The 18,620-nt window shown below is 71.3% G+C and carries 14 protein-coding genes and 2 tRNA genes; 14 read left to right on the top strand and 2 right to left on the bottom strand.

Annotated features, from left to right (window positions below; translation table 11 throughout):
* Nucleotides 1-16 precede the first annotated feature (16 nt).
* The 9 genes from ilvC to cimA all read left to right on the top strand — a co-directional run bounded on the left by ilvC (nt 17) and on the right by cimA (nt 13,115).
* The gene (ilvC, locus tag ACIQMJ_RS14310; protein ID WP_499761417.1) at nt 17-1,030 is read left to right on the top strand and encodes a ketol-acid reductoisomerase; all 1,014 of its coding nucleotides are present in this window, start codon (nt 17-19) and stop codon (nt 1,028-1,030) included.
* 63 nt (nt 1,031-1,093) lie between these two features.
* Nucleotides 1,094-1,363: a DUF397 domain-containing protein gene (locus ACIQMJ_RS14315; protein WP_073891637.1), complete on the top strand. Its 270-nt coding sequence runs from the start codon at nt 1,094-1,096 to the stop codon at nt 1,361-1,363.
* A gap of 273 nt (nt 1,364-1,636) precedes the next feature.
* Nucleotides 1,637-3,226 carry a phosphoglycerate dehydrogenase gene (gene serA, locus ACIQMJ_RS14320; protein ID WP_499761418.1) on the top strand — a complete coding sequence of 530 codons (1,590 nt, stop codon included), beginning with the start codon at nt 1,637-1,639 and terminating at the stop codon, nt 3,224-3,226.
* A gap of 269 nt (nt 3,227-3,495) precedes the next feature.
* Nucleotides 3,496-6,834, top strand: coding sequence for a S8 family peptidase (locus tag ACIQMJ_RS14325; protein ID WP_499761419.1), 3,339 nt, complete (start codon nt 3,496-3,498; stop codon nt 6,832-6,834).
* Nucleotides 6,835-7,062: 228 nt separating this feature from the next.
* Nucleotides 7,063-8,100, top strand: a complete 1,038-nt coding sequence (locus ACIQMJ_RS14330; RefSeq protein ID WP_073891631.1) for a 3-isopropylmalate dehydrogenase — start codon at nt 7,063-7,065, stop codon at nt 8,098-8,100.
* A gap of 410 nt (nt 8,101-8,510) precedes the next feature.
* Nucleotides 8,511-9,578: a FecCD family ABC transporter permease gene (locus ACIQMJ_RS14335; protein ID WP_499761420.1), complete on the top strand. Its 1,068-nt coding sequence runs from the start codon at nt 8,511-8,513 to the stop codon at nt 9,576-9,578.
* Nucleotides 9,578-10,330, top strand: coding sequence for a heme ABC transporter ATP-binding protein (locus tag ACIQMJ_RS14340; protein ID WP_499761421.1), 753 nt, complete (start codon nt 9,578-9,580; stop codon nt 10,328-10,330). The genes ACIQMJ_RS14335 and ACIQMJ_RS14340 overlap by 1 nt, the downstream gene beginning before the upstream one ends.
* Nucleotides 10,327-11,316: an ABC transporter substrate-binding protein gene (locus ACIQMJ_RS14345; RefSeq protein WP_499761422.1), complete on the top strand. Its 990-nt coding sequence runs from the start codon at nt 10,327-10,329 to the stop codon at nt 11,314-11,316. The genes ACIQMJ_RS14340 and ACIQMJ_RS14345 overlap by 4 nt, the downstream gene beginning before the upstream one ends.
* Before the next feature lie 140 nt (nt 11,317-11,456).
* Nucleotides 11,457-13,115 carry a citramalate synthase gene (gene cimA, locus ACIQMJ_RS14350; RefSeq protein WP_499761423.1) on the top strand — a complete coding sequence of 553 codons (1,659 nt, stop codon included), beginning with the start codon at nt 11,457-11,459 and terminating at the stop codon, nt 13,113-13,115.
* Here cimA and ACIQMJ_RS14355 read toward each other — a convergent pair.
* Nucleotides 13,096-13,740: a S1 family peptidase gene (locus ACIQMJ_RS14355; protein ID WP_499761424.1), complete on the bottom strand. Its 645-nt coding sequence runs from the start codon at nt 13,738-13,740 to the stop codon at nt 13,096-13,098. The genes cimA and ACIQMJ_RS14355 overlap by 20 nt on opposite strands.
* A gap of 57 nt (nt 13,741-13,797) precedes the next feature.
* Between ACIQMJ_RS14355 and ACIQMJ_RS14360 the strand changes: the two genes are divergently transcribed.
* Nucleotides 13,798-14,568 carry a fumarylacetoacetate hydrolase family protein gene (locus tag ACIQMJ_RS14360; RefSeq protein WP_499761425.1) on the top strand — a complete coding sequence of 257 codons (771 nt, stop codon included), beginning with the start codon at nt 13,798-13,800 and terminating at the stop codon, nt 14,566-14,568.
* A 3-nt stretch (nt 14,569-14,571) separates the two neighbouring features.
* On the opposite strand, the gene ACIQMJ_RS14365 is transcribed toward ACIQMJ_RS14360, so the two are convergent.
* Nucleotides 14,572-15,819 (bottom strand): FAD-dependent oxidoreductase, encoded by a 1,248-nt coding sequence (locus ACIQMJ_RS14365; RefSeq protein WP_499761426.1) that lies wholly within the window; start codon nt 15,817-15,819, stop codon nt 14,572-14,574.
* An 89-nt stretch (nt 15,820-15,908) separates the two neighbouring features.
* Between ACIQMJ_RS14365 and gltX the strand changes: the two genes are divergently transcribed.
* From gltX to ACIQMJ_RS14385, 4 genes are all read left to right on the top strand, one after another.
* Nucleotides 15,909-17,414, top strand: coding sequence for a glutamate--tRNA ligase (gene gltX, locus ACIQMJ_RS14370; protein ID WP_499761427.1), 1,506 nt, complete (start codon nt 15,909-15,911; stop codon nt 17,412-17,414).
* A gap of 104 nt (nt 17,415-17,518) precedes the next feature.
* On the top strand, nt 17,519-18,256 hold the full coding sequence (locus tag ACIQMJ_RS14375; protein ID WP_499761428.1) for an HAD family hydrolase: 738 nt from the start codon (nt 17,519-17,521) through the stop codon (nt 18,254-18,256).
* Between the two features lie 103 nt (nt 18,257-18,359).
* Nucleotides 18,360-18,431: transfer RNA gene (locus tag ACIQMJ_RS14380), tRNA-Gln, on the top strand.
* Between the two features lie 89 nt (nt 18,432-18,520).
* A tRNA-Glu gene (locus ACIQMJ_RS14385) sits at nt 18,521-18,593 on the top strand.
* Nucleotides 18,594-18,620: the final 27 nt, after the last annotated feature.

Below are 18,620 nucleotides of genomic sequence, written 5' to 3' on the forward strand. Positions count from 1 at the left end.
GAAGGAAGTACCACCAGTGAGCGTCGAGATCTTCTACGACGACGATGCCGACCTGAGCATCATCCAGGGGCGCAAGGTCGCGGTCATCGGCTACGGCAGCCAGGGCCACGCGCACGCGCTGAGCCTGCGCGACTCCGGCGTCGACGTCCGGATCGGCCTCCGCGAGGGTTCGAAGTCCGCGGCCAAGGCGGAGGAGGAGGGCCTGCGGGTCCTGTCCAACGCCGAGGCGGCGGCCGAGGCCGACCTGATCATGATCCTGGCGCCGGACACCGCTCAGCGGCACATCTACGCCAACGACATCGCGCCGAACCTGAACGACGGTGACGCCGTCTTCTTCGGCCACGGCTTCAACATCCGCTACGGCCTGATCACCGTGCCGTCCAATGTGGATGTCGCCATGGTCGCGCCGAAGGGCCCCGGCCACCTCGTGCGCCGCCAGTTCGTGGACGGCAAGGGCGTGCCCGCGCTGATCGCGGTCGAGCAGGACGCCTCCGGCACCGCGCAGGCGCTGGCGCTGTCCTACGCCAAGGGCATCGGCGGCACGCGCGCGGGCGTCATCAAGACCACGTTCAAGGAGGAGACCGAGACCGACCTGTTCGGTGAGCAGGCGGTGCTCTGCGGTGGCGCGTCCGCGCTGGTGCAGGCCGGTTTCGAGGTGCTGACCGAGGCCGGTTACGCGCCCGAGGTCGCCTACTTCGAGTGCCTGCACGAGCTCAAGCTCATCGTGGACCTCATGTACGAGGGCGGCATCGCCCGCATGCGCTACTCGATCTCCGACACCGCCGAGTACGGCGACCTCACCCGCGGCCCGCGCGTGGTGACGCCCGCCGTCAAGGAGGAGATGCGCAAGATCCTGGGCGAGATCCAGGACGGCACGTTCGCCACCGAGTGGGTGAACGAGGACGACGCCGGCCGCGGCAACTACAAGAAGTTGCAGCAGGAGGGCGAGCAGCACCCGATCGAGGAGGTCGGCAAGAAGCTGCGCGGCCTGATGTCCTGGGTCGACCGCCCCATCACCGAAACGGCGTAAGATCAGCGGTTTTTTCACCGGGGCCCGCGGTTTCGACCGCGGGCCCCGGTATACCTAGGCCCCATGACCGACAGCGCGCCCATCTACGACGACAAGGCCCACGTCCGGGGCAACCTCGACCTCAGCGGAGCCGAGTGGATCCGCAGCGACGAAGGCGCGGAGGACGAGGAGGAGCACGTCGAGATCGCGTTCGTCGAGCACACCGACGGCGTGACGTACACGGCGATGCGGAACTCGGCCCACCCGGACGGCCCGGTCCTGGTCTTCACCCCCGCCGAGTGGGAGGCGTTCATCCTCGGCGTGAAGGACGGCGAGTTCGACGAACCCTGGTGACCGCTCACTCGCGCGAGTCGAACGCCCAGGCCCCCCGTGTCCCACGCCCGGGTACCCCGAGTTCGACGCCCAGGGTCCCCCGAACGGGTCCATGTAGGACGCGCGTACCGGGTTCCAGCAGGTGAAACGGGGCACCCGGGTGATGAGCGCCGGGTGGGCGCTGACTATGCTCGTTAACAACCCGGACACATTGCCGTGGCCGGCCGGCGCGGGTGACGACCTGCTCGACGGCCCCGCGCTCCCCACCCGTTCACACCACCGGGAGCGACGTCCGTGACCAAGCCCGTTGTCCTCATCGCCGAGAAGCTCGCACCGTCCGTTCTCGACGTCTTCGGTGATGGCATCGAGGTGCGCCACGTCGACGGCACCGACCGTCCCGCGCTGCTCGAAGCCGTCGCCGACGCCGACGCCCTCCTGGTCCGCTCCGCCACCAAGGTGGACGCCGAGGTCTTCAAGGCCACCACCAAGCTGAAGGTCGTCGCCCGCGCGGGCGTCGGGCTCGACAACGTCGAGGTGCCCGCCGCCACCGAGCGCGGCGTGATGGTGGTCAACGCGCCCACCTCCAACATCGTCAGCGCCGCCGAGCACGCGGTCGCGCTGCTGCTGGCCACCGCCCGCCAGATCCCGGCCGCGCACGCCACGCTCCAGAACCACGAGTGGAAGCGCAGCAAGTTCAACGGCGTCGAGGTGCAGGGCAAGACGGTCGGCGTGGTCGGCCTGGGCAAGATCGGCCAGCTGTTCGCCGCGCGCATCGCGGCCTTCGGCACCACGCTCATCGCCTACGACCCCTACGTCAGCGCCGCCCGCGCCGCGCAGCTCGGCATCGAGCTCGTGACGCTGGAGGAGCTGCTGGAGCGCGCCGACTTCATCTCGATCCACCTGCCGAAGACCCCGGAGACCAAGGGCCTGATCGGCGCCGCGCAGCTGGCCAAGGCCAAGCGCGGCGTGATCATCGTCAACGCCGCCCGCGGTGGCCTGGTCGACGAGGAGGCGCTGGCCGAGGCCGTGAAGGAGGGCCAGGTCGGCGGCGCGGGCATCGACGTGTTCTCCACCGAGCCCACCACCGAGAGCCCGCTGTTCGGGCTGCCGAACGTCGTGGTGACCCCGCACCTGGGCGCGTCGACCACCGAGGCGCAGGACCGGGCGGGCACGGACGTGGCCAAGTCGGTGCTGCTGGCGCTGGCGGGCGACTTCGTGCCGGACGCGGTGAACGTGCAGGGCGGCGGCGTGGTCGGCGAGGAGGTCCGCCCGTACCTGCCGCTGGTGCAGAAGCTGGGCACGGTGGTCGCCGCGCTGAGCGCGAAGGCCCCGACGTCGGTCACCGTCGAGGTGCGCGGCGAGCTGTCCAACGAGGACGTCTCGGTGCTGCCGCTGGCCGCGCTGCGCGGCGTGTTCTCCAGCGTGGTCGAGGAGCAGGTCACCTTCGTCAACGCCCCGGCGCTGGCGGCGTCGCTCGGCGTGGGCGTCGACCTGGCCAAGGAGCCGGAGAGCGCCAACCACCGCAGCCTGGTCACGGTGCGCGCGGTGCAGGCCGACGGCGCGGTCATCACGGTGTCCGGCACGCTCACGGGCCTGGACCAGGTCGAGAAGCTGGTCGGCATCAACGGCCGGGGCTTCGACCTGCGCGCCGAGGGCAACGTGCTGCTGCTGGAGTACCCGGACCGGCCGGGCGTGATGGGCACCGTCGGCACGCTGCTCGGCGAGGCCGGCGTGAACGTCGAGGCGGCCCAGATCAGCCAGACCAAGGACGGCGCGGACGCGTTCATGCTGCTGCGCGTCGACCGCCCGGTGGACACCGCGGTGCTCGACCCGATCGGCGCGGCCGTGGGCGCGCGCACGGTGCGCTCGGTCAACTTCGACTGACCGAAGGGTCGCCGAAACGGAGTAACGCCGCCGAGACCTGTTGTTGTATATCGCCGCAGGTCTCGGCGGTGTCACAGTTAACCGTTAGTCGTCAAAACTGTGGTTGCCATCACTCGTTTGGGTTAACTGATCAGCTCGACCGAGCGATTAGGTTCCACCCACGAGGTTGACCCGGTGCCGTAGAGGGCACGGCACCACGCGGGCAGTTCCCTTCCCCCACTGGACGACGCTGCCTGCCCGGTCGAACACGACCTCGCTTGGGGCACGTTGTGAGCCGATCTCGCGTTGTCGCCAGATCAGCCGTACCGGTGCTGGCCGCGATACTCGTCGCCGGGTCCACCGCCGGTACCGCGCTGGCCGCGGAAGATCCACTGGCACCGTCCGTCGCGAACGCGCGCGGGCTGGATGCGGGCAAGTTGCAGTTGAAGGTGTCCGACCGGTTGTCGGCCGCCAAGGGCAGGGTCACCGCGTTCGTGGAGCTCGAGGCCAAGCCGGCCGTCGACACGTTCGCCGAGCAGACCAGCCGGGGCGCGACCAAGCAGCAGGCCAAGGACGCCGCCAAGGCGACCAAGAACGACGCCGGTCGGATCACCGACCAGGTCGTGGGCGCGCTGAAGGGCAAGGACTCCGCCACCAAGGAGCTGTTCCGGACCGCCAACGGCGTGCCCGGCGTGGTCGTCCAGGCCGACGCCGCCAAGGTGCGCGAGCTGGCCCAGCGCGCGGACGTGAAGTCCGTGCGCACCGTGGTGCCGAAGTCCCGCCAGAACTCCAGCGCCGTGCAGCTGACCAACACGCTCAAGGCGTGGCAGGAGTACGGCAAGCTCGGTGACGACACCCGCATCGGCATCATCGACACGGGCATCGACTACACCCACAGCGACTTCGCGGGCCCCGGCACCATCGAGGCGTTCAAGGCGATCGACGAGACCCAGGTCGACGCCTCGTACTTCCCGACCGCCAAGGTGGTCGGCGGCTACGACTTCGTCGGCAACGCCTACGACGGCGAGAGCGACGACCCGGCGATCAACACCCCGAAGCCGGACCCGAACCCGCTCGACTGCAACGGCCACGGCTCGCACGTCGCCGGCACCGCGGCGGGCTTCGGCGTCAACGCCGACGGCTCCACCTTCAAGGGCGACTACACCAAGCTCACCCCCGAGGCGCTGGACGCGATGCGCATCGGCCCCGGCACCGCGCCGAAGGCCCTGCTGTACGCGCTGAAGGTGTTCGGCTGCGAGGGCTCGACCAACGTCACCGCGCAGGCCCTGGACTGGGCGCTCGACCCCGACGGCGACGGCGACTTCTCCGACCACCTCGACGTGGTCAACCTGTCGCTCGGCTCGGACTACGGCGCCCCGGACGACCCGGACAGCCTGTTCGTGCGCAAGCTCAACGCCTCCGGCGTGCTGACCGTGTTCTCCGCGGGCAACGGCGGCGACCTGTACGACATCGGCGGCTCGCCGGGCAGCACCCCCGAGTCGCTGACCGTGGCCAGCACCCGTGACGCGTACGTGCTGCGCGACGCGGTCGAGGTCACCGCGCCCGGCGGTGCGGCCGGCAAGAAGCCCGGCCAGTACAGCGTGGCGTACGACTACGAGGGCCTGGAGCTCACCGCGCCGGTCGTGGCGATGAGCGACGCGGCCAACAAGGACGGCTGCCTGCCGTTCTCGGCGGCGGACAAGGCCGCGGTCGCGGGCAAGATGGTGTGGCTGGAGTGGGACGACAACGACGCCACGCGTCGCTGCGGCTCGGTCGGCCGGACCAACAACGCCACCGCCGCGGGCGCCGTCGGCGCGCTGTTCACCTCGAACCTGGAGCACTTCAACGCGGGCATCTCCGGCAACGCCGCGATCCCGGTGTTCCAGCTGACCGGCTCGGCCACCGCCGCGCTGCGCCCGGTGCTGGCCGCGGGCACGCTGACCGTCCGCCAGGCGGGCTCCCTGCGCACCTCGCTGCCCACCTACGACCAGTCGATCAGCGACACCCCGAGCTCGTTCACCTCGCGCGGCGTGCGCGGCCCGGTCGTGAAGCCGGACGTGGCCGCGCCCGGTGACACCATCGCCTCGGCGCTGGTCGGCTCGGGCAACAAGACGATGGTCAACTCGGGCACCTCGATGGCCGCGCCGCACATCACCGGCATCGCGGCGCTCGTGCGCCAGGTCCACCCGGACTGGACGCCCGAAGAGGTCAAGGCCGCGGTCATGAACACCGCGGGCCACGACGTGAAGGCCGACGGCAAGACCTACGCGCCCAACCGCGTCGGCGCCGGCCGCGTCGACGGCAAGGCCGCGGTCGAGAACCAGGTCCTCGCCTACGTGCAGGACGACCCGGGCGCGGTGTCCGCGTCGTTCGGCACGGTCGAGGTGGCCGGTCCGGTCAGCCTCACCAAGACCATCAAGGTGGTCAACAAGTCCACCAAGTGGGTGGACTACACCGTGGGCTACGAGGCGCTGACCCAGATCCCGGGCGTGCGCTACGAGCTGTCCGCGAGCACCGTGCGGCTCAGCCCGCGCGGCATCGCGCGGGTCGCCGTGACGCTGAAGATCGACGACCCGGCGGCGCTGCGCAAGACGGTCGACCCGACCGTCGAGGCGAACCACCTCGACGTGCCGCGCCAGTACCTGGCCGACGCGTCGGGCCGGGTCGTGCTCACGCCGAAGTCCGGATCGTCGGTGGCCCTGCGGGTGCCGGTGTACTCCGCGCCGAAGCCGGTCGCCGACATCAACGTCGCGGGCAACGTGCGGGTCAACGGCAAGGGCCAGGGCGTGCTGAACCTGACCGGCCGGGGCGTCAACCAGGGCGCCTACCAGTCCCTGGTGAGCGTGCTGGAGCTCCAGGCGTCCTCGCCGCAGCTGCCCGACTGCCGCCGCAACGTCACCGCGAACTGCGTGCTGAACAACACCGCCAAGGGCGGCGACCTGCGCTACGTCGGTGCGGCCTCGACCGCTCCGCTGGCCAAGGCGCAGGGCAACCCGCAGGACGCGATGCTCGCGTTCGGCATCGCGACCTGGGGCAACTGGTACAACCTGGGCAGCAACACCATCCCGTTCATCGACATCGACACCAACGGTGACGGCGCGTTCGACTACGAGGTCTACGCGACCAAGCTGACCGACACCGACCTGCTGGTCGCGGCCACGGTGGACCTGAGCACCGGCGCCACGGTCGACCTCCAGGGCGTCAACGGCCAGTTCGGCGACGTCGACACGAACGTGTTCGACACGAACGTGGTGGTGCTGCCGGTGCTGCTGTCGGCGCTCGGCATCGACGCGTCGGCGGACACCTCGCGGATCGCCTACCAGGTCGGCGTGGCCGGGTTCTACGTCGCACCGGGCACGTCCAACGGCCTGATCGACTCGATCCCGGACGCGCTGTCGTTCGACCCGCTCAAGCCCGGCGTGTGGGTGCAGGGCGGCGGTGACCCGGCGCTGTCCTACCAGGCCCGCCCGGCGACCGCCCTGGTCGTCAACCACGACGCCGAGTCGGCCGCGGCCGACGGCGCGGACAGCCTGCTGGTCCTGCACCACCACAACGCCACCGGTGACAAGGCGGACGTGGTCAAGGTGCGGTCCCCGCGGCCGAGCCCGACCGTGCGCGTAGTGGCCTGATCGTCGTGCACCGCTCTGGCCGGTCGGGGACTGCCCCGGCCGGCCAGAGCCGTTTACGCGCATCGGGTGACGACCGAACGGGGGCACTGAACCGTTCGGGTGTCCCGCAGTCCGGGAGATATGACCACGGAGGGGTGTTCCGAGTGCGGTTTCACCGCTTCGGACCGGTAGCCTTTCGCAATGGAAACTAGTCCCGTGCAATGGGACTGATACCTGGGAGGTGTGTGGATGCGGCTCGCAGTGATCCCAGGAGACGGGATCGGGCCCGAGGTCGTCGCCGAGGCCCTGAAGGTGCTCGGTGAGGTCGTTCCAGCGGCTGAGATCACCCGCTACGACCTCGGCGCGGCGCGCTGGCACGCCACAGGTGAGTTGCTGCCGGAGTCCGTGCTCGGGGAACTCCGCCAGCACGACGCGATCCTGCTCGGCGCCGTGGGCGACCCGTCGGTGCCCAGCGGAATCCTGGAGCGTGGCCTGCTGCTGCGGCTCCGGTTCGAGCTCGACCACCACGTGAACCTGCGCCCGGCCCGGCTGTACCCCGGCGTGCGCAGCCCGATCGCCGACCCGCCGGAGATCGACATGGTGGTGGTGCGCGAGGGCACGGAGGGCCTGTACGCGGGCAACGGCGGGCTCCTGCGCAAGGACACGCCGCACGAGATCGCGACCGAGGTGTCGATCAACACCTCGTTCGGCGTGGAGCGGGTGGTGCGCGACGCGTTCGCCCGTGCCGCGAACCGGCCGCGCAAGCACCTCACGCTCGTGCACAAGACCAACGTGCTCACGCACGCCGGGTCGTTGTGGTCGCGGGTGGTGGAGGAGGTGTCGTTGCAGCACCCGGACGTGACGGTGGCCTACCAGCACGTCGACGCGGCGACGATCCACCTGGTCACCGACCCGGGCCGGTACGACGTGATCGTGACGGACAACCTGTTCGGCGACATCCTGACCGACCTGGCGGCGGCCGTGACCGGCGGCATCGGGCTGGCGGCGTCGGGCAACCTGGACGTGACGCGGCGCAACCCGAGCATGTTCGAGCCGGTGCACGGCAGCGCGCCGGACATCGCGGGCCAGGGCATCGCCGACCCGACCGCGGCGGTGCTGTCCGTCGCCCTCATGCTCGACCACCTGGGCGAGTCGGAGGCGGCTCGGCGGATCGAGGCGTCGGTGGCGTTCGACCTGGCCACCCGCGACCACTCGTCGCCGGGCGCGACCTACGCCGTGGGCGACCGCCTGGCCGCGCTCGTCTCCTCCAACGTCCGCACCGCCTGACCGAGAGTCGAACCTCCAGGTCCCGAGAGTCGAACGCTCAGGACCCCCGAGTTCAACGTTCAGGACGCCAGTGGGCGGACCTGAGCGTTGAACTCGGGGTACGCGAGCGTTCGACTCTCGGGACCTGAGTGTTCGACTCGCGGAGGTGATGGGGGCCACCACGACGGTGTCGTGGTGGCCCTTTCCGCGTCACGAGCCGTAAGGTCGCCGGAGCCGCCCGTGGGGGAAGTCCGGTCGAAGTCCGGCGCTGACCCGCAACGGTAGGCCGAGCAGCACGCTCGGCGAGCCCGATCACCCGTGGGCGGTGGGAAGAAGCTCCACCTCCTGCCGTGGTCTGCGGGACGGGTGCGCCGGCCCGCCCCGTGCGGGTGCGGGTGGCCGGTCCGGGCCACCCGTCCGGAAGGCGACCGGTGACCCCCACCACCAGCCAGGCACGCGTCCAGGCACCCCGCCGCCCGCCCACCGCGGGCCTGTGCCTGGCCCTCGCCGCCGTGCTCGCCGCCTCGGTCGTGGCCGGCGTCTCGCTCGGACCGGTGCGCATCCCGTTCGACGACGTCCTGCGCTTCCTCGCCGCCGCCCTCACCGGCGGCACGCTCGACGCCGCCGAAGCGGGCCCCTACCGGATCGTCTGGGACATCCGCCTGCCCCGCGTCCTGCTCGCCGCCGTGGTCGGCGCGGGCCTGTCCGTGGTCGGCGTCGCCATCCAGGCGATGGTCCGCAACGCCCTCGCCGACCCGTACGTGCTGGGCATCTCCTCCGGCGCGAGCGTCGGCGCCACCGCCGTCGTGACCACCGGACTGTTCGCCTCCCTGGGCATCTACGCCCTGTCCACGGCCGCGTTCCTCGCCGCCCTGGCCGCGATGGCGCTGGTCTACGTCGTCACGGGCCGCGACCTCACCCCGCTGCGCCTGGTCCTCACCGGCACCGCCATGGCCTACGGCTTCTCCGCCGTCGCCATGCTGCTGGTCTTCCAGTCGCCGCGCGGCGAGGCCGCCCGGGCCGCCATGTTCTGGCTGCTCGGCAGCCTCGGCGGCGTCACGTGGACGTCCCTGCCGATCGCCGCCGCCGTCACCGCCGCGGGCACCGCCTACCTGCTGACCCGCGCCAAGCACCTCAACGCGCTGTCCATGGGCGACGAGACGGCCACCACCCTCGGCATCGACGTCTCCCGCACCCGCAAGGCGCTGTTCGCCGTCACGGCCGCCATGACCGGCGTGCTGGTCGCGGTCAGCGGCGCGGTCGGGTTCGTCGGCCTGATGCTGCCGCACCTGGTCCGGCTCACGGTCGGCGCGGACCACCGCAAGGTGCTCGCCGTGGCCCCGCTCGCGGGCGCGTGCTTCCTGATCTGGGTGGACGTCGCCGCACGCCTGCTCGCCGCGCCCGAGGAGCTGCCGCTGGGCGTCATCACGGCCGCGCTGGGCGTGCCGTGCTTCATCCTGCTGATGCGCCGCCGCGGCTACGTGTTCGGCGGTCGCTGATGGACGTCCGACTCGAACGCGTCACCGTCGACGGCATCCTGCACGGCATCGACCTGCACGCGCGCGACCACGAGGTGCACGGCATCGTCGGCCCGAACGGCAGCGGCAAGTCGACCACCCTGCGCTGCGTGTACCGGGCGCTGCGGCCGTCCGGGGGAGTGGTGCTGCTCGGCGGCCGGGACGTCGCGGCGACCAGGGCCCGCGACACCGCCGAGCACCTGGCCGCGCTCACCCAGGACAGCCACGTCGAGTTCGACTTCACCGTCACCGAGGTCGTCGCGATGGGACGCCTCCCGCACCGCACGACCCCCGGGCACGACGCCGAGGTGGTCGCCGAGGCGCTGTCGCGAGTGGACGCCGCCCACCTCGCCCACCGCGGCTTCCTGACCCTCTCCGGCGGCGAGCGCCAGCGCGTCCTCATCGCCCGCGCCCTGGCCCAGCAGCCGAAGGTGCTCGTGCTGGACGAGCCGACCAACCACCTCGACATCAGCCACCAGCTCGCGGTCCTCTCGCTGGTCCGGGGCCTGGGCGTGACCGTCCTCGCGGTCCTGCACGACCTCAACCTCGCCGCCGCCTACTGCGACCGCCTGCACGTGCTCGACGGCGGTCGGGTGGTGCGCAGCGGCACGCCGGAGGAAGTGCTCACCCCCGAGGTGCTGCACGAGGTGTTCGACGTCCGCGCCCACGTCGTGCGCCACCCGGCCAGCGGCGTGCCGCAACTGCTGTTCGACCACAGGGAGTCCACCGCGTGAAGAAGCTCGTCGCCCTCGCCGCCGTCCTCACCGCCGTCGTCACCGCCGGCTGCGGCGCGCGGATAGCGCCCGCCGCCGCCACCGCCACGGTCACCGTCACGAACTGCGGGCAGCAGGTCGCGTACGCGGCACCGTCCCGTGTGGTCACCAACGACACCGGCATCGCCGAGATCATGTTCGCGCTGGGCCTCGGCGACCGGATGGCCGGGTACGTCATCGGCGGCGGCCAGGCCGGTGACGTGGCCTCCTCGCCCTGGAAGGCCGACTTCGAGCGCGTGCCGAACCTCGGCGAGCAGATCACCAAGGAGCTGGTCCAGGGCGCGAAGGCCGACTTCGTGTTCGCGGGCTGGAACTACGGGTTCTCGGAGGCCACCGGCTTCACCCCGGACGCCCTCGCCGACCTCGGCATCGCCACCTACCAGCTCACCGAGGCGTGCCGGAACGGCGTCGGCAAGCAGCGCGGCATCATGCCGCCGCTGGACGCCCTCTACACCGACCTGCGCAACCTGGGCCGCGTGTTCGGCGTGGAGGCCAGGGCCGAGGAGCTGATCGCGGGCTACCGGAAGCAGGTGGCCGACGCCGCGAAGCTCGTCGAGCAGAACCGCCCGAAGGTGTTCCTCTACGACAGCGGCCTCGACCAGCCGTTCACGTCGGGCCGCAACGCCGCGCCGCACGACATCATCGGCAAGGCGGGCGGCGACAACATCTTCGGCGACCTCGACGACAGCTGGACCACGGTCGGCTGGGAGGCCGTCGTGGACCGCGCCCCGGACGTGGTGCTGATCAACGACTACGCCGACGGCGAGGCGACCACCCCCGACGAGAAGCGGGCGTTCCTCCAGTCCTACCCGCCGCTGGCCGACGTGCCCGCCGTCAAGCACGGGCGGTTCTTCGTGCTGCCCTACGCGGCCCTGGTGGAGAGCCCGCGCAACCCGGCCGCCATCGAGGCGTTCGCCAGGTTCTTGGCCGATAGCTTCCACCCATAGTGTGGGACGACCCGTCCGCGGCTTGGTATCCGCGGACGGGTTGTGGCACCATCGCGGACGTGGCTCTCCACACCGTGATCATTATTTCCCAGCGCGCCGGGTAGTGCTGCCTCGAAGCACCCGGCGCGCCGACCTCTCGCATGTTGCGGGGGGTCTTTTTGTTTTCCACGATCCCTAGGAGCCCTCTCGTGACCCCCCTCGGTGATTCCTTCCACGTCTTCGACACGACCCTGCGGGACGGTGCCCAGCGCGAGGGCATCTCCTACTCGGTCAACGACAAGCTGGCCGTGGCCCGCCTGCTCGACTCGCTCGGCGTCGGCTTCATCGAGGGTGGCTGGCCGGGCGCCATGCCGAAGGACACCGAGTTCTTCGCCAGGGCGGCGGCGGGGGAGCTCGCGCTCAAGCACGCGCAGCTCGTCGCGTTCGGCTCGACCCGCAAGGCGGGCGTCAAGGTGCACGAAGACGCGCAGGTCAGGGCCCTGCTGGAGGCGCAGACACCGGTCGTGACGCTGGTCGCGAAGTCCGACCGCAGGCACATCGAACGGGCCCTGCGCACCGACGTGGCGGAGAACTGCGCGATGGTCCGCGACACCGTCGCGCACCTGGTCGGCGAGGGCCGCCGGGTGTTCCTCGACGCCGAGCACTTCTTCGACGGCTTCGCCTTCGACCCGGACACCGCGCTGCGCGTGCTGGAGTCCGCTGTGGAGGGTGGCGCGGACGTCGTCGTGCTGTGCGACACCAACGGCGGCCAGCTGCCCCTGGGCCTGGCCGAGACCGTCGCCGACGTGGTCGCCCGCACGGGCTTCCGGGTCGGCATCCACTGCCAGGACGACACGTCCTGCGCGGTGGCCAACACCATCGCCGCGGTGCAGGCGGGGGCGACCCACGTCCAGTGCACCGCGAACGGCTACGGCGAGCGGGCGGGCAACGCGGACCTGTTCGCCGTCGTCGGGAACCTCGTGACCAAACTCGGCCTCCAGGTGCTACCCACCGAATCGCTGGCCGAGCTCACCCGGGTCTCCCATGCGCTGGCCGAGATCGCGAACATCGCACCCGACACCCACCAGGCTTACGTCGGGTCGTCGGCCTTCGCCCACAAGGCGGGGCTGCACGCGAGCGCGATCAAGGTGGATCCGGAGTTGTACAACCACATCGACCCGGACACCGTCGGCAACGACATGCGGGTGCTGGTCACCGAGATGGCGGGTCGGGCCAGTCTCGAACTCAAGGGACGTGAGTTCGGGATCGACCTGACCCGCCGGCCCGACGCGCTCACCAACGTGGTGCGCAAGGTGAAGGACCTGGAGGCGGGCGGCTGGTCGTTCGAGGCCGCCGACGCCTCCCTGGAGCTGCTGCTCCTGGCGGAGATGTCCGACCTGGACGCGCCACCGTTCGTCCTCGAGTCGTACCGCGTCGTGCTCGACCACCACCAGGACGGCGCGATCGTGTCCGAGGCCACGGTGAAGGTGCACGTGGCCGGTGAGCGGGTCATCGCCACCGCCGAGGGCAACGGCCCGGTGCACGCGCTGGACGCCGCGTTGCGCAAGGCGCTCCTGCCCCACCTGTCGTGGTTGGACGCGGTGGAGCTGAACGACTACAAGGTGCGCATCCTGCCCGGATCGCACAACTCGGCCGAGCACGGCACCGACGCCGTCACCCGCGTGCTCGTGGAGTCCAGCGACGGCGAGCGCGAGTGGACCACCGTGGGCGTGCACGGCAACATCGTCGAGGCCAGTTGGCTCGCCCTGTGCGACGCGCTGGTGCACAAGGCGATGAGGGTCAACCCGTCACGAGCGTGAGCCCCTCGGCGGCCAGCACGCGGTTGAGCGGCTCGAAGTAGGACGCGCCGCCGGTGGAGCAGTTGCCGCTACCGCCGAGCGAGTGCCCCTGCGCCTGGGAGCCGGTGAAGATCGGGGCCCACTGGTCGCCGGGCTCGGTGCACACGTTCGTCCGCGTCAGGCCGTAGACGATCCCGCCCGGGTAGTTGACGGTCACGTTCTTCGCCTGCACGGTGCCGCACCGCAAGCCGGTGGTGCGGCCCGCCGCGCACACCTGGCCGCCGACGGGCGTCTCGGCCGAGCCGGTGATGGTGCCGCCGCGCCCGGCGATGGTGGGCCGCTGGACCCACGCGGCGGTGTTGGTGATCCGGACGATCGAGTAGGTCGACCGGACCGCCACGACCGGGCCGACGTCGACGAGGTTGGGGCCGCGGACCACCGTGCCGAGCGCCCCGCAGGACGTCGGCACGATGAGGTGGCCGCGGGCGTTGAAGCCGTTGGCGCAGCGTCCGCCGGACACCGGGTACAGGGTGGTGCCGGCTTCCAGCGGGGTCGGCAGCGCGGCGGCGCCGATCCCTCCCGGGGTGGCCGCGGCCGGCGCGGTCGCGGCGAGGAGCAGGGTCAGCACGATCAGCAGGGTTCGCATCCCTCCGACGCTAGGCACGCACGGTGCCGTTTCAAGCCGCCGGTTAGGGTGATCGCCGTGCGCATTGCCCGTATCGCCCAACCCGACGGCCTGGCCTTCGCCGCGATCGAAGGCGAAGGCGACGACCTCACCGCGGTCGAGATCGCCGACGACCCGTTCGCCAACCCGACGTTCACCGGCCGCCGCTGGCCGCTGGCCGACGTCCGCCTGCTGGCCCCGTTCCTGCCGCCGAAGATCGTGGCCATCGGCCGCAACTACGCCGAGCACGCGGCCGAGCTCGGCAACGAGGTGCCCGCCGAACCGCTGATGTTCCTCAAGCCCAACACCGCCGTGATCGGGCCGAACGCCGACATCAAGCTGCCCGCCGTGTCGGAGCGGGTCGACTTCGAGGGCGAGCTGGCCGTCGTCGTCGGCGTCGGCGGCCGGGACATCCCCGCGTCCCGCGCCCGCCAGTCGATCCTCGGCTACACGATCGCCAACGACGTCACCGCGCGCGACCTGCAGAAGACCGACGGCCAGTGGACGCGGGCCAAGGGCTTCGACACGTTCTGCCCGCTCGGCCCCTGGGTGGAGACCGAGTTCGACCCGTCCGACGTGGCCATCCGCACCGAGGTGGACGGCGTGGTCAAGCAGGACTCGCGCACCTCGCTGCTGCTGCACGGCATCCCCGAGCTGATCGAGTACATCTCCTCGGTGATGACCCTGCGACCGCTCGACGTGATCCTCACCGGCACCCCGGCGGGCGTCGGCCCGCTGACCGCCGGGCAGACCGTCTCGGTGACCGTCGAGGGCCTGGGCACGCTGACGAACACCGTCACCAACCGCTGAGCCTCAGCTCCGCTCGATCCGCTCGGGCGCGCGCCGGGCGAACTCCGGCGCGTGCTCGGGCCGCAGCCCGATGGCCACCAGGTAGGCGGGCACCCCCTGCAACCGGGGGAACCGCGCCATCAGCCGGACCGGCAGCGGCGGACGCCCCGGCGCGGCGCTCGCCGAGCCCGTGAGCGTCGGCTTGAGGAACGAGTCCTGGATGCGCCGCTGGACGGCCTGGGTCACCGCCGTGGGCAGCCACCGCCGGCGCCGCACCTTCGCCAGCACCTCCGGGCCCAACCGGCCGCGGCGCAGCGGCGCGGCGACGAGCCTCGCGGCGGCCACCGCGTCCTGCACGGCCAGGTTGATGCCCACGCCGCCGATGGGCGACATGGCGTGCGCGGCGTCACCGATGCACAGCGCGCCGTCGACGTGCCAGCGCCGCAGGCGGTCGAGCTTCACGTCCAGCAGCTTCACGTCGTCCAGCGACTCGACCGTCCCCATCCGCTCCGCCAGCCACGGCACGAGCGCCACCACCCGCTGCCGGAACGCGGCGACCCCCTCCGCCCGCAGCAGCTCGTCGGTGCCCTTGCGGATGAGGTACGCGCACTGGAAGTAGTCGCCGCGGGGGATCAGCACCATCGCCTGGCCTTGGGTGAACCGCCCGGTGGCGCCGGTGAGCTCGCCGGGGTTGCGCGGCAGCCGGAACCACCACACGTCCATCGGCGCGCCGAACTCGTGCACCGGCAGCCCGAGCTGCTCCCGCACCAGCGAACGCCGTCCGTCGGCCGCGATGACCAGGTCCGCGGCCAGCTCGCCGGTCTCGCCGCCGGGCGTTCGGTAGCGGACGCCGGTCACCTTGCCGCCGCTGCGGACCAGCCCGGTGAATTCGGTGTTCATCCGCAGCGTGAACATCGGCTCGCGCTTGCCCGCGTCGGCGAGCAGGTCCAGGAAGTCCCACTGCGGCACGAACGCGATGTGCTTGTGCGGCCCGGGGAGCCGGGTGAGGTCGCCCATCGTCTGCGGGCCGCTGTCCAGCAGCACCTGCACCTTGTCCACGAGCTGGTGCGGCACCTCGGCGAACGACGGCCCGAGGCCGAGCTCGTCCAGCAGCGTCAACGTCGACGCGTGCACCGTGTCGCCGCGGAAGTCGCGCAGGAAGTCGCCGTGCTTCTCCAGCACCGTCACCTCGACACCGGCCCTGGCCAGCAGCAACCCGGCCACCATGCCCGCCGGGCCGCCCCCGACGACCACGACACCAGTCCTCTCCATGATCCACCCCTCGGTTTTCAACACCGGTTGAATAAGGCCAGGATGCTCCGGAGTGCGGCCCAGGTCAAGCCGGATACGCTGATCGGGTCATGAGCGCACCAGCAGCTCCGCCCGCCGGAGCCGACGCGGCGGTCCGCGTCCGCTTCAGCCCCTCGCCCACCGGCACGCCGCACGTGGGCCTCATCCGCACCGCCCTGTTCAACTGGGCCTACGCGCGCCACACCGGCGGGGCCGTCGTCCTCCGGATCGAGGACACCGACGCGGCCCGCGACTCCGAGGGGTCGTACCTCCAGCTGCTGGCGGCCCTGCGGTGGCTCGGCCTGGACTGGGACGAGGGCCCGGAGGTCGGCGGGCCGCACGCGCCGTACCGGCAGAGCCAACGCCGCCACCTCTACGCCGACATCGCCCGGCGCCTGGTCGAGGCGGGCGAGCTGTACGAGTCGTTCTCCACCGCCGAGGAGAGCGAGGCGCGCCGCCGGGCCGCGGGCCAGGACCCCAAGCTCGGCTACGACGGGCACGACCGCACCCTCACCGAGGAGCAGCGGTCCGCGTTGCGCGCCGAGGGCCGTGCGCCGGTGCTGCGCCTGAAGATGCCCGACGAGGACATCACGTGGGTCGACCTGGTGCGCGGCGAGATCACGGTCAAGGCGGGCAGCACGCCCGACCCGGTGCTGGTGCGCGCCGACGGCGACCCGCTCCACCCGTTCGCGGACCCGGTGGACGACGCCCTGATGGGCATCACGCACGTGCTGCGCGGCGAGGACCTGCTCCCGTCGACGCCGCGCCAGATCGCGCTGCACCGGGCGTTGGCGCGGATCGGCGTGACGTCGTCCACGCCCCGGTTCGGGCACCTGCCGCACGTGCTGGGCGAGGGCAACCGGAAGCTCTCCAGGCGCGACCCGCAGTCGAACCTTTTCCACTACCGCGACCGCGGGTTCGTGCCCGAGGGCCTGCTGAACTACCTGGCGCTGCTCGGCTGGTCCATCGCCGACGACCGCGACGTCTTCTCCGTCGCCGAGCTCGTCGAGGCGTTCGAGCTGGAGCGGGTCAGCGCCAACCCGGCCCGCTTCGACCTGAAGAAGGCCGAGGCGATCAACGCCACGCACCTGCGCGCCCTGCCCGTAGGGGACTTCCTCGACCGCGTGCTGCCCCACCTGGTCAAGGACGGCGTGCTGCCGGCCGACCCCGACCCGGAACAGCTGGCCGTGCTCACCGGCATCGCGCCGCTGGTGCAGGAGCGGCTCGTCGTGCTGTCCGAAGCGTCCGCGATGGTCCGGTTCCTGTTCGTGCCGGAGCCGGACTTCGCGCCCGAGGAGGACGCCGCGGCCAAGGCGCTCGGCGAGGACGCCCGGCCCGTGCTGGAGGCGGCGGTGGCGGCCTTGGAGCCGCTTCCGGAGTGGACGGCCGCCGCGATCGAGGGCGCGCTGACAACGTCTCTTGTGGACGGATTGGGGCTCAAACCGCGCACGGCCCACGCGCCGGTGCGGGTCGCCGTGACGGGCCGTACCGTCTCGCCACCACTGTACGAATCCATGGAACTACTGGGCCGCAGTCGCTCGATCGGGCGATTGCGCCGCGCGCTCGGGGCAATCTGACTGGTTCGTTCGGGCGGTTCAGCGGTGCTTGACCGTGCAAGAACCCCTAGATATCACCTCTCTGGTCGAGTCGGACGGGGGTCGACCGCACCTAGCCTCACGGGGTGACAACCGCAGCCCCGACTTTTACCCCTCGGAGAACCGGCGAGATCCGGGCCGTGTGCCTCGACGTCGACGACACCCTCGTCGACTACAGCACCTCGTCCCGGGCCGCCCTGGCCGCGATGGTCGGCAACGCCGACGCGTGGCCGCTGTGGCAGCGCATCACCGATGAGCACTGCGAACGCCTGCTCGCGGGCGAGCTCGAATACGAGACCATGCGCAACATCCGCACCCGCGCGTTCTTCGCGGCGCTGGGCGAGGAGCTGGACGAGGAGGAGGCGACCCGCCGCGAACTGCACCGGCAGGAAGTCCTCGCGTCCGGCTGGCGGCTGTTCCCCGACGTGGTGCCGTGCCTGGAGTGGCTGCGGGCCACCGGTCTGCCCATGGCGGCCGTGAGCAACGCCTCAGGGCGGCACCAGCGCGTGAAGATCGCCACGCTGGGGCTGGCCCAGTACTTCGACACGGTGCTCATCGCGGGCGAAGTCGGTGCGGCCAAGCCGGACCGGGTGATCTTCGACACCGCCTGCGCCGACCTGGGCGTGGAGCTGGGCGACACTGTGCACATCGGCGACCGCCTGCACGCCGACGCGATCGGCGCGCGCGACGCGGGCATGAAGGGCGTGTGGCTGAACCGCCAGGGTCCGCGCGAGGGCGCGCTGCCCGCGGGCATCTCCGCCATCAGCAGCCTCGCTGAGCTGCCGGAACTCCTGGTCTGCGAGCTGTCGCACGCCTCGGCGTGACCCCGATTTCCGTTCCGCCGGGCCCGTGGTCTAGTATTCCTTCCGGCGGAACGGAGAGGCCCCCACCGAGCAAGACCGGGTGGGAGTCGGGCCGGGAACCCAATGGGGTATGGTGTAATTGGCAGCACGACTGATTCTGGTTCAGTTAGTCTAGGTTCGAGTCCTGGTACCCCAGCTGCAAGGGTAGAAAGAAAGATGTGCTAGACTACCCGAGCAACGCAGGACAGCAAGACATGATAAAGTAAATATCGCCGGTAAGATCCTGGCCCCGTCGTCTAGCGGCCTAGGACGCCGCCCTCTCAAGGCGGTAGCGTGGGTTCGAATCCCATCGGGGCTACAGATCGGGAGATCCCTGTTTCGCTTA

Source organism: Actinosynnema sp. NPDC091369, from assembly GCF_044757065.1.
In the GTDB taxonomy this organism is placed as follows: Bacteria; Actinomycetota; Actinomycetes; order Mycobacteriales; family Pseudonocardiaceae; genus Actinosynnema.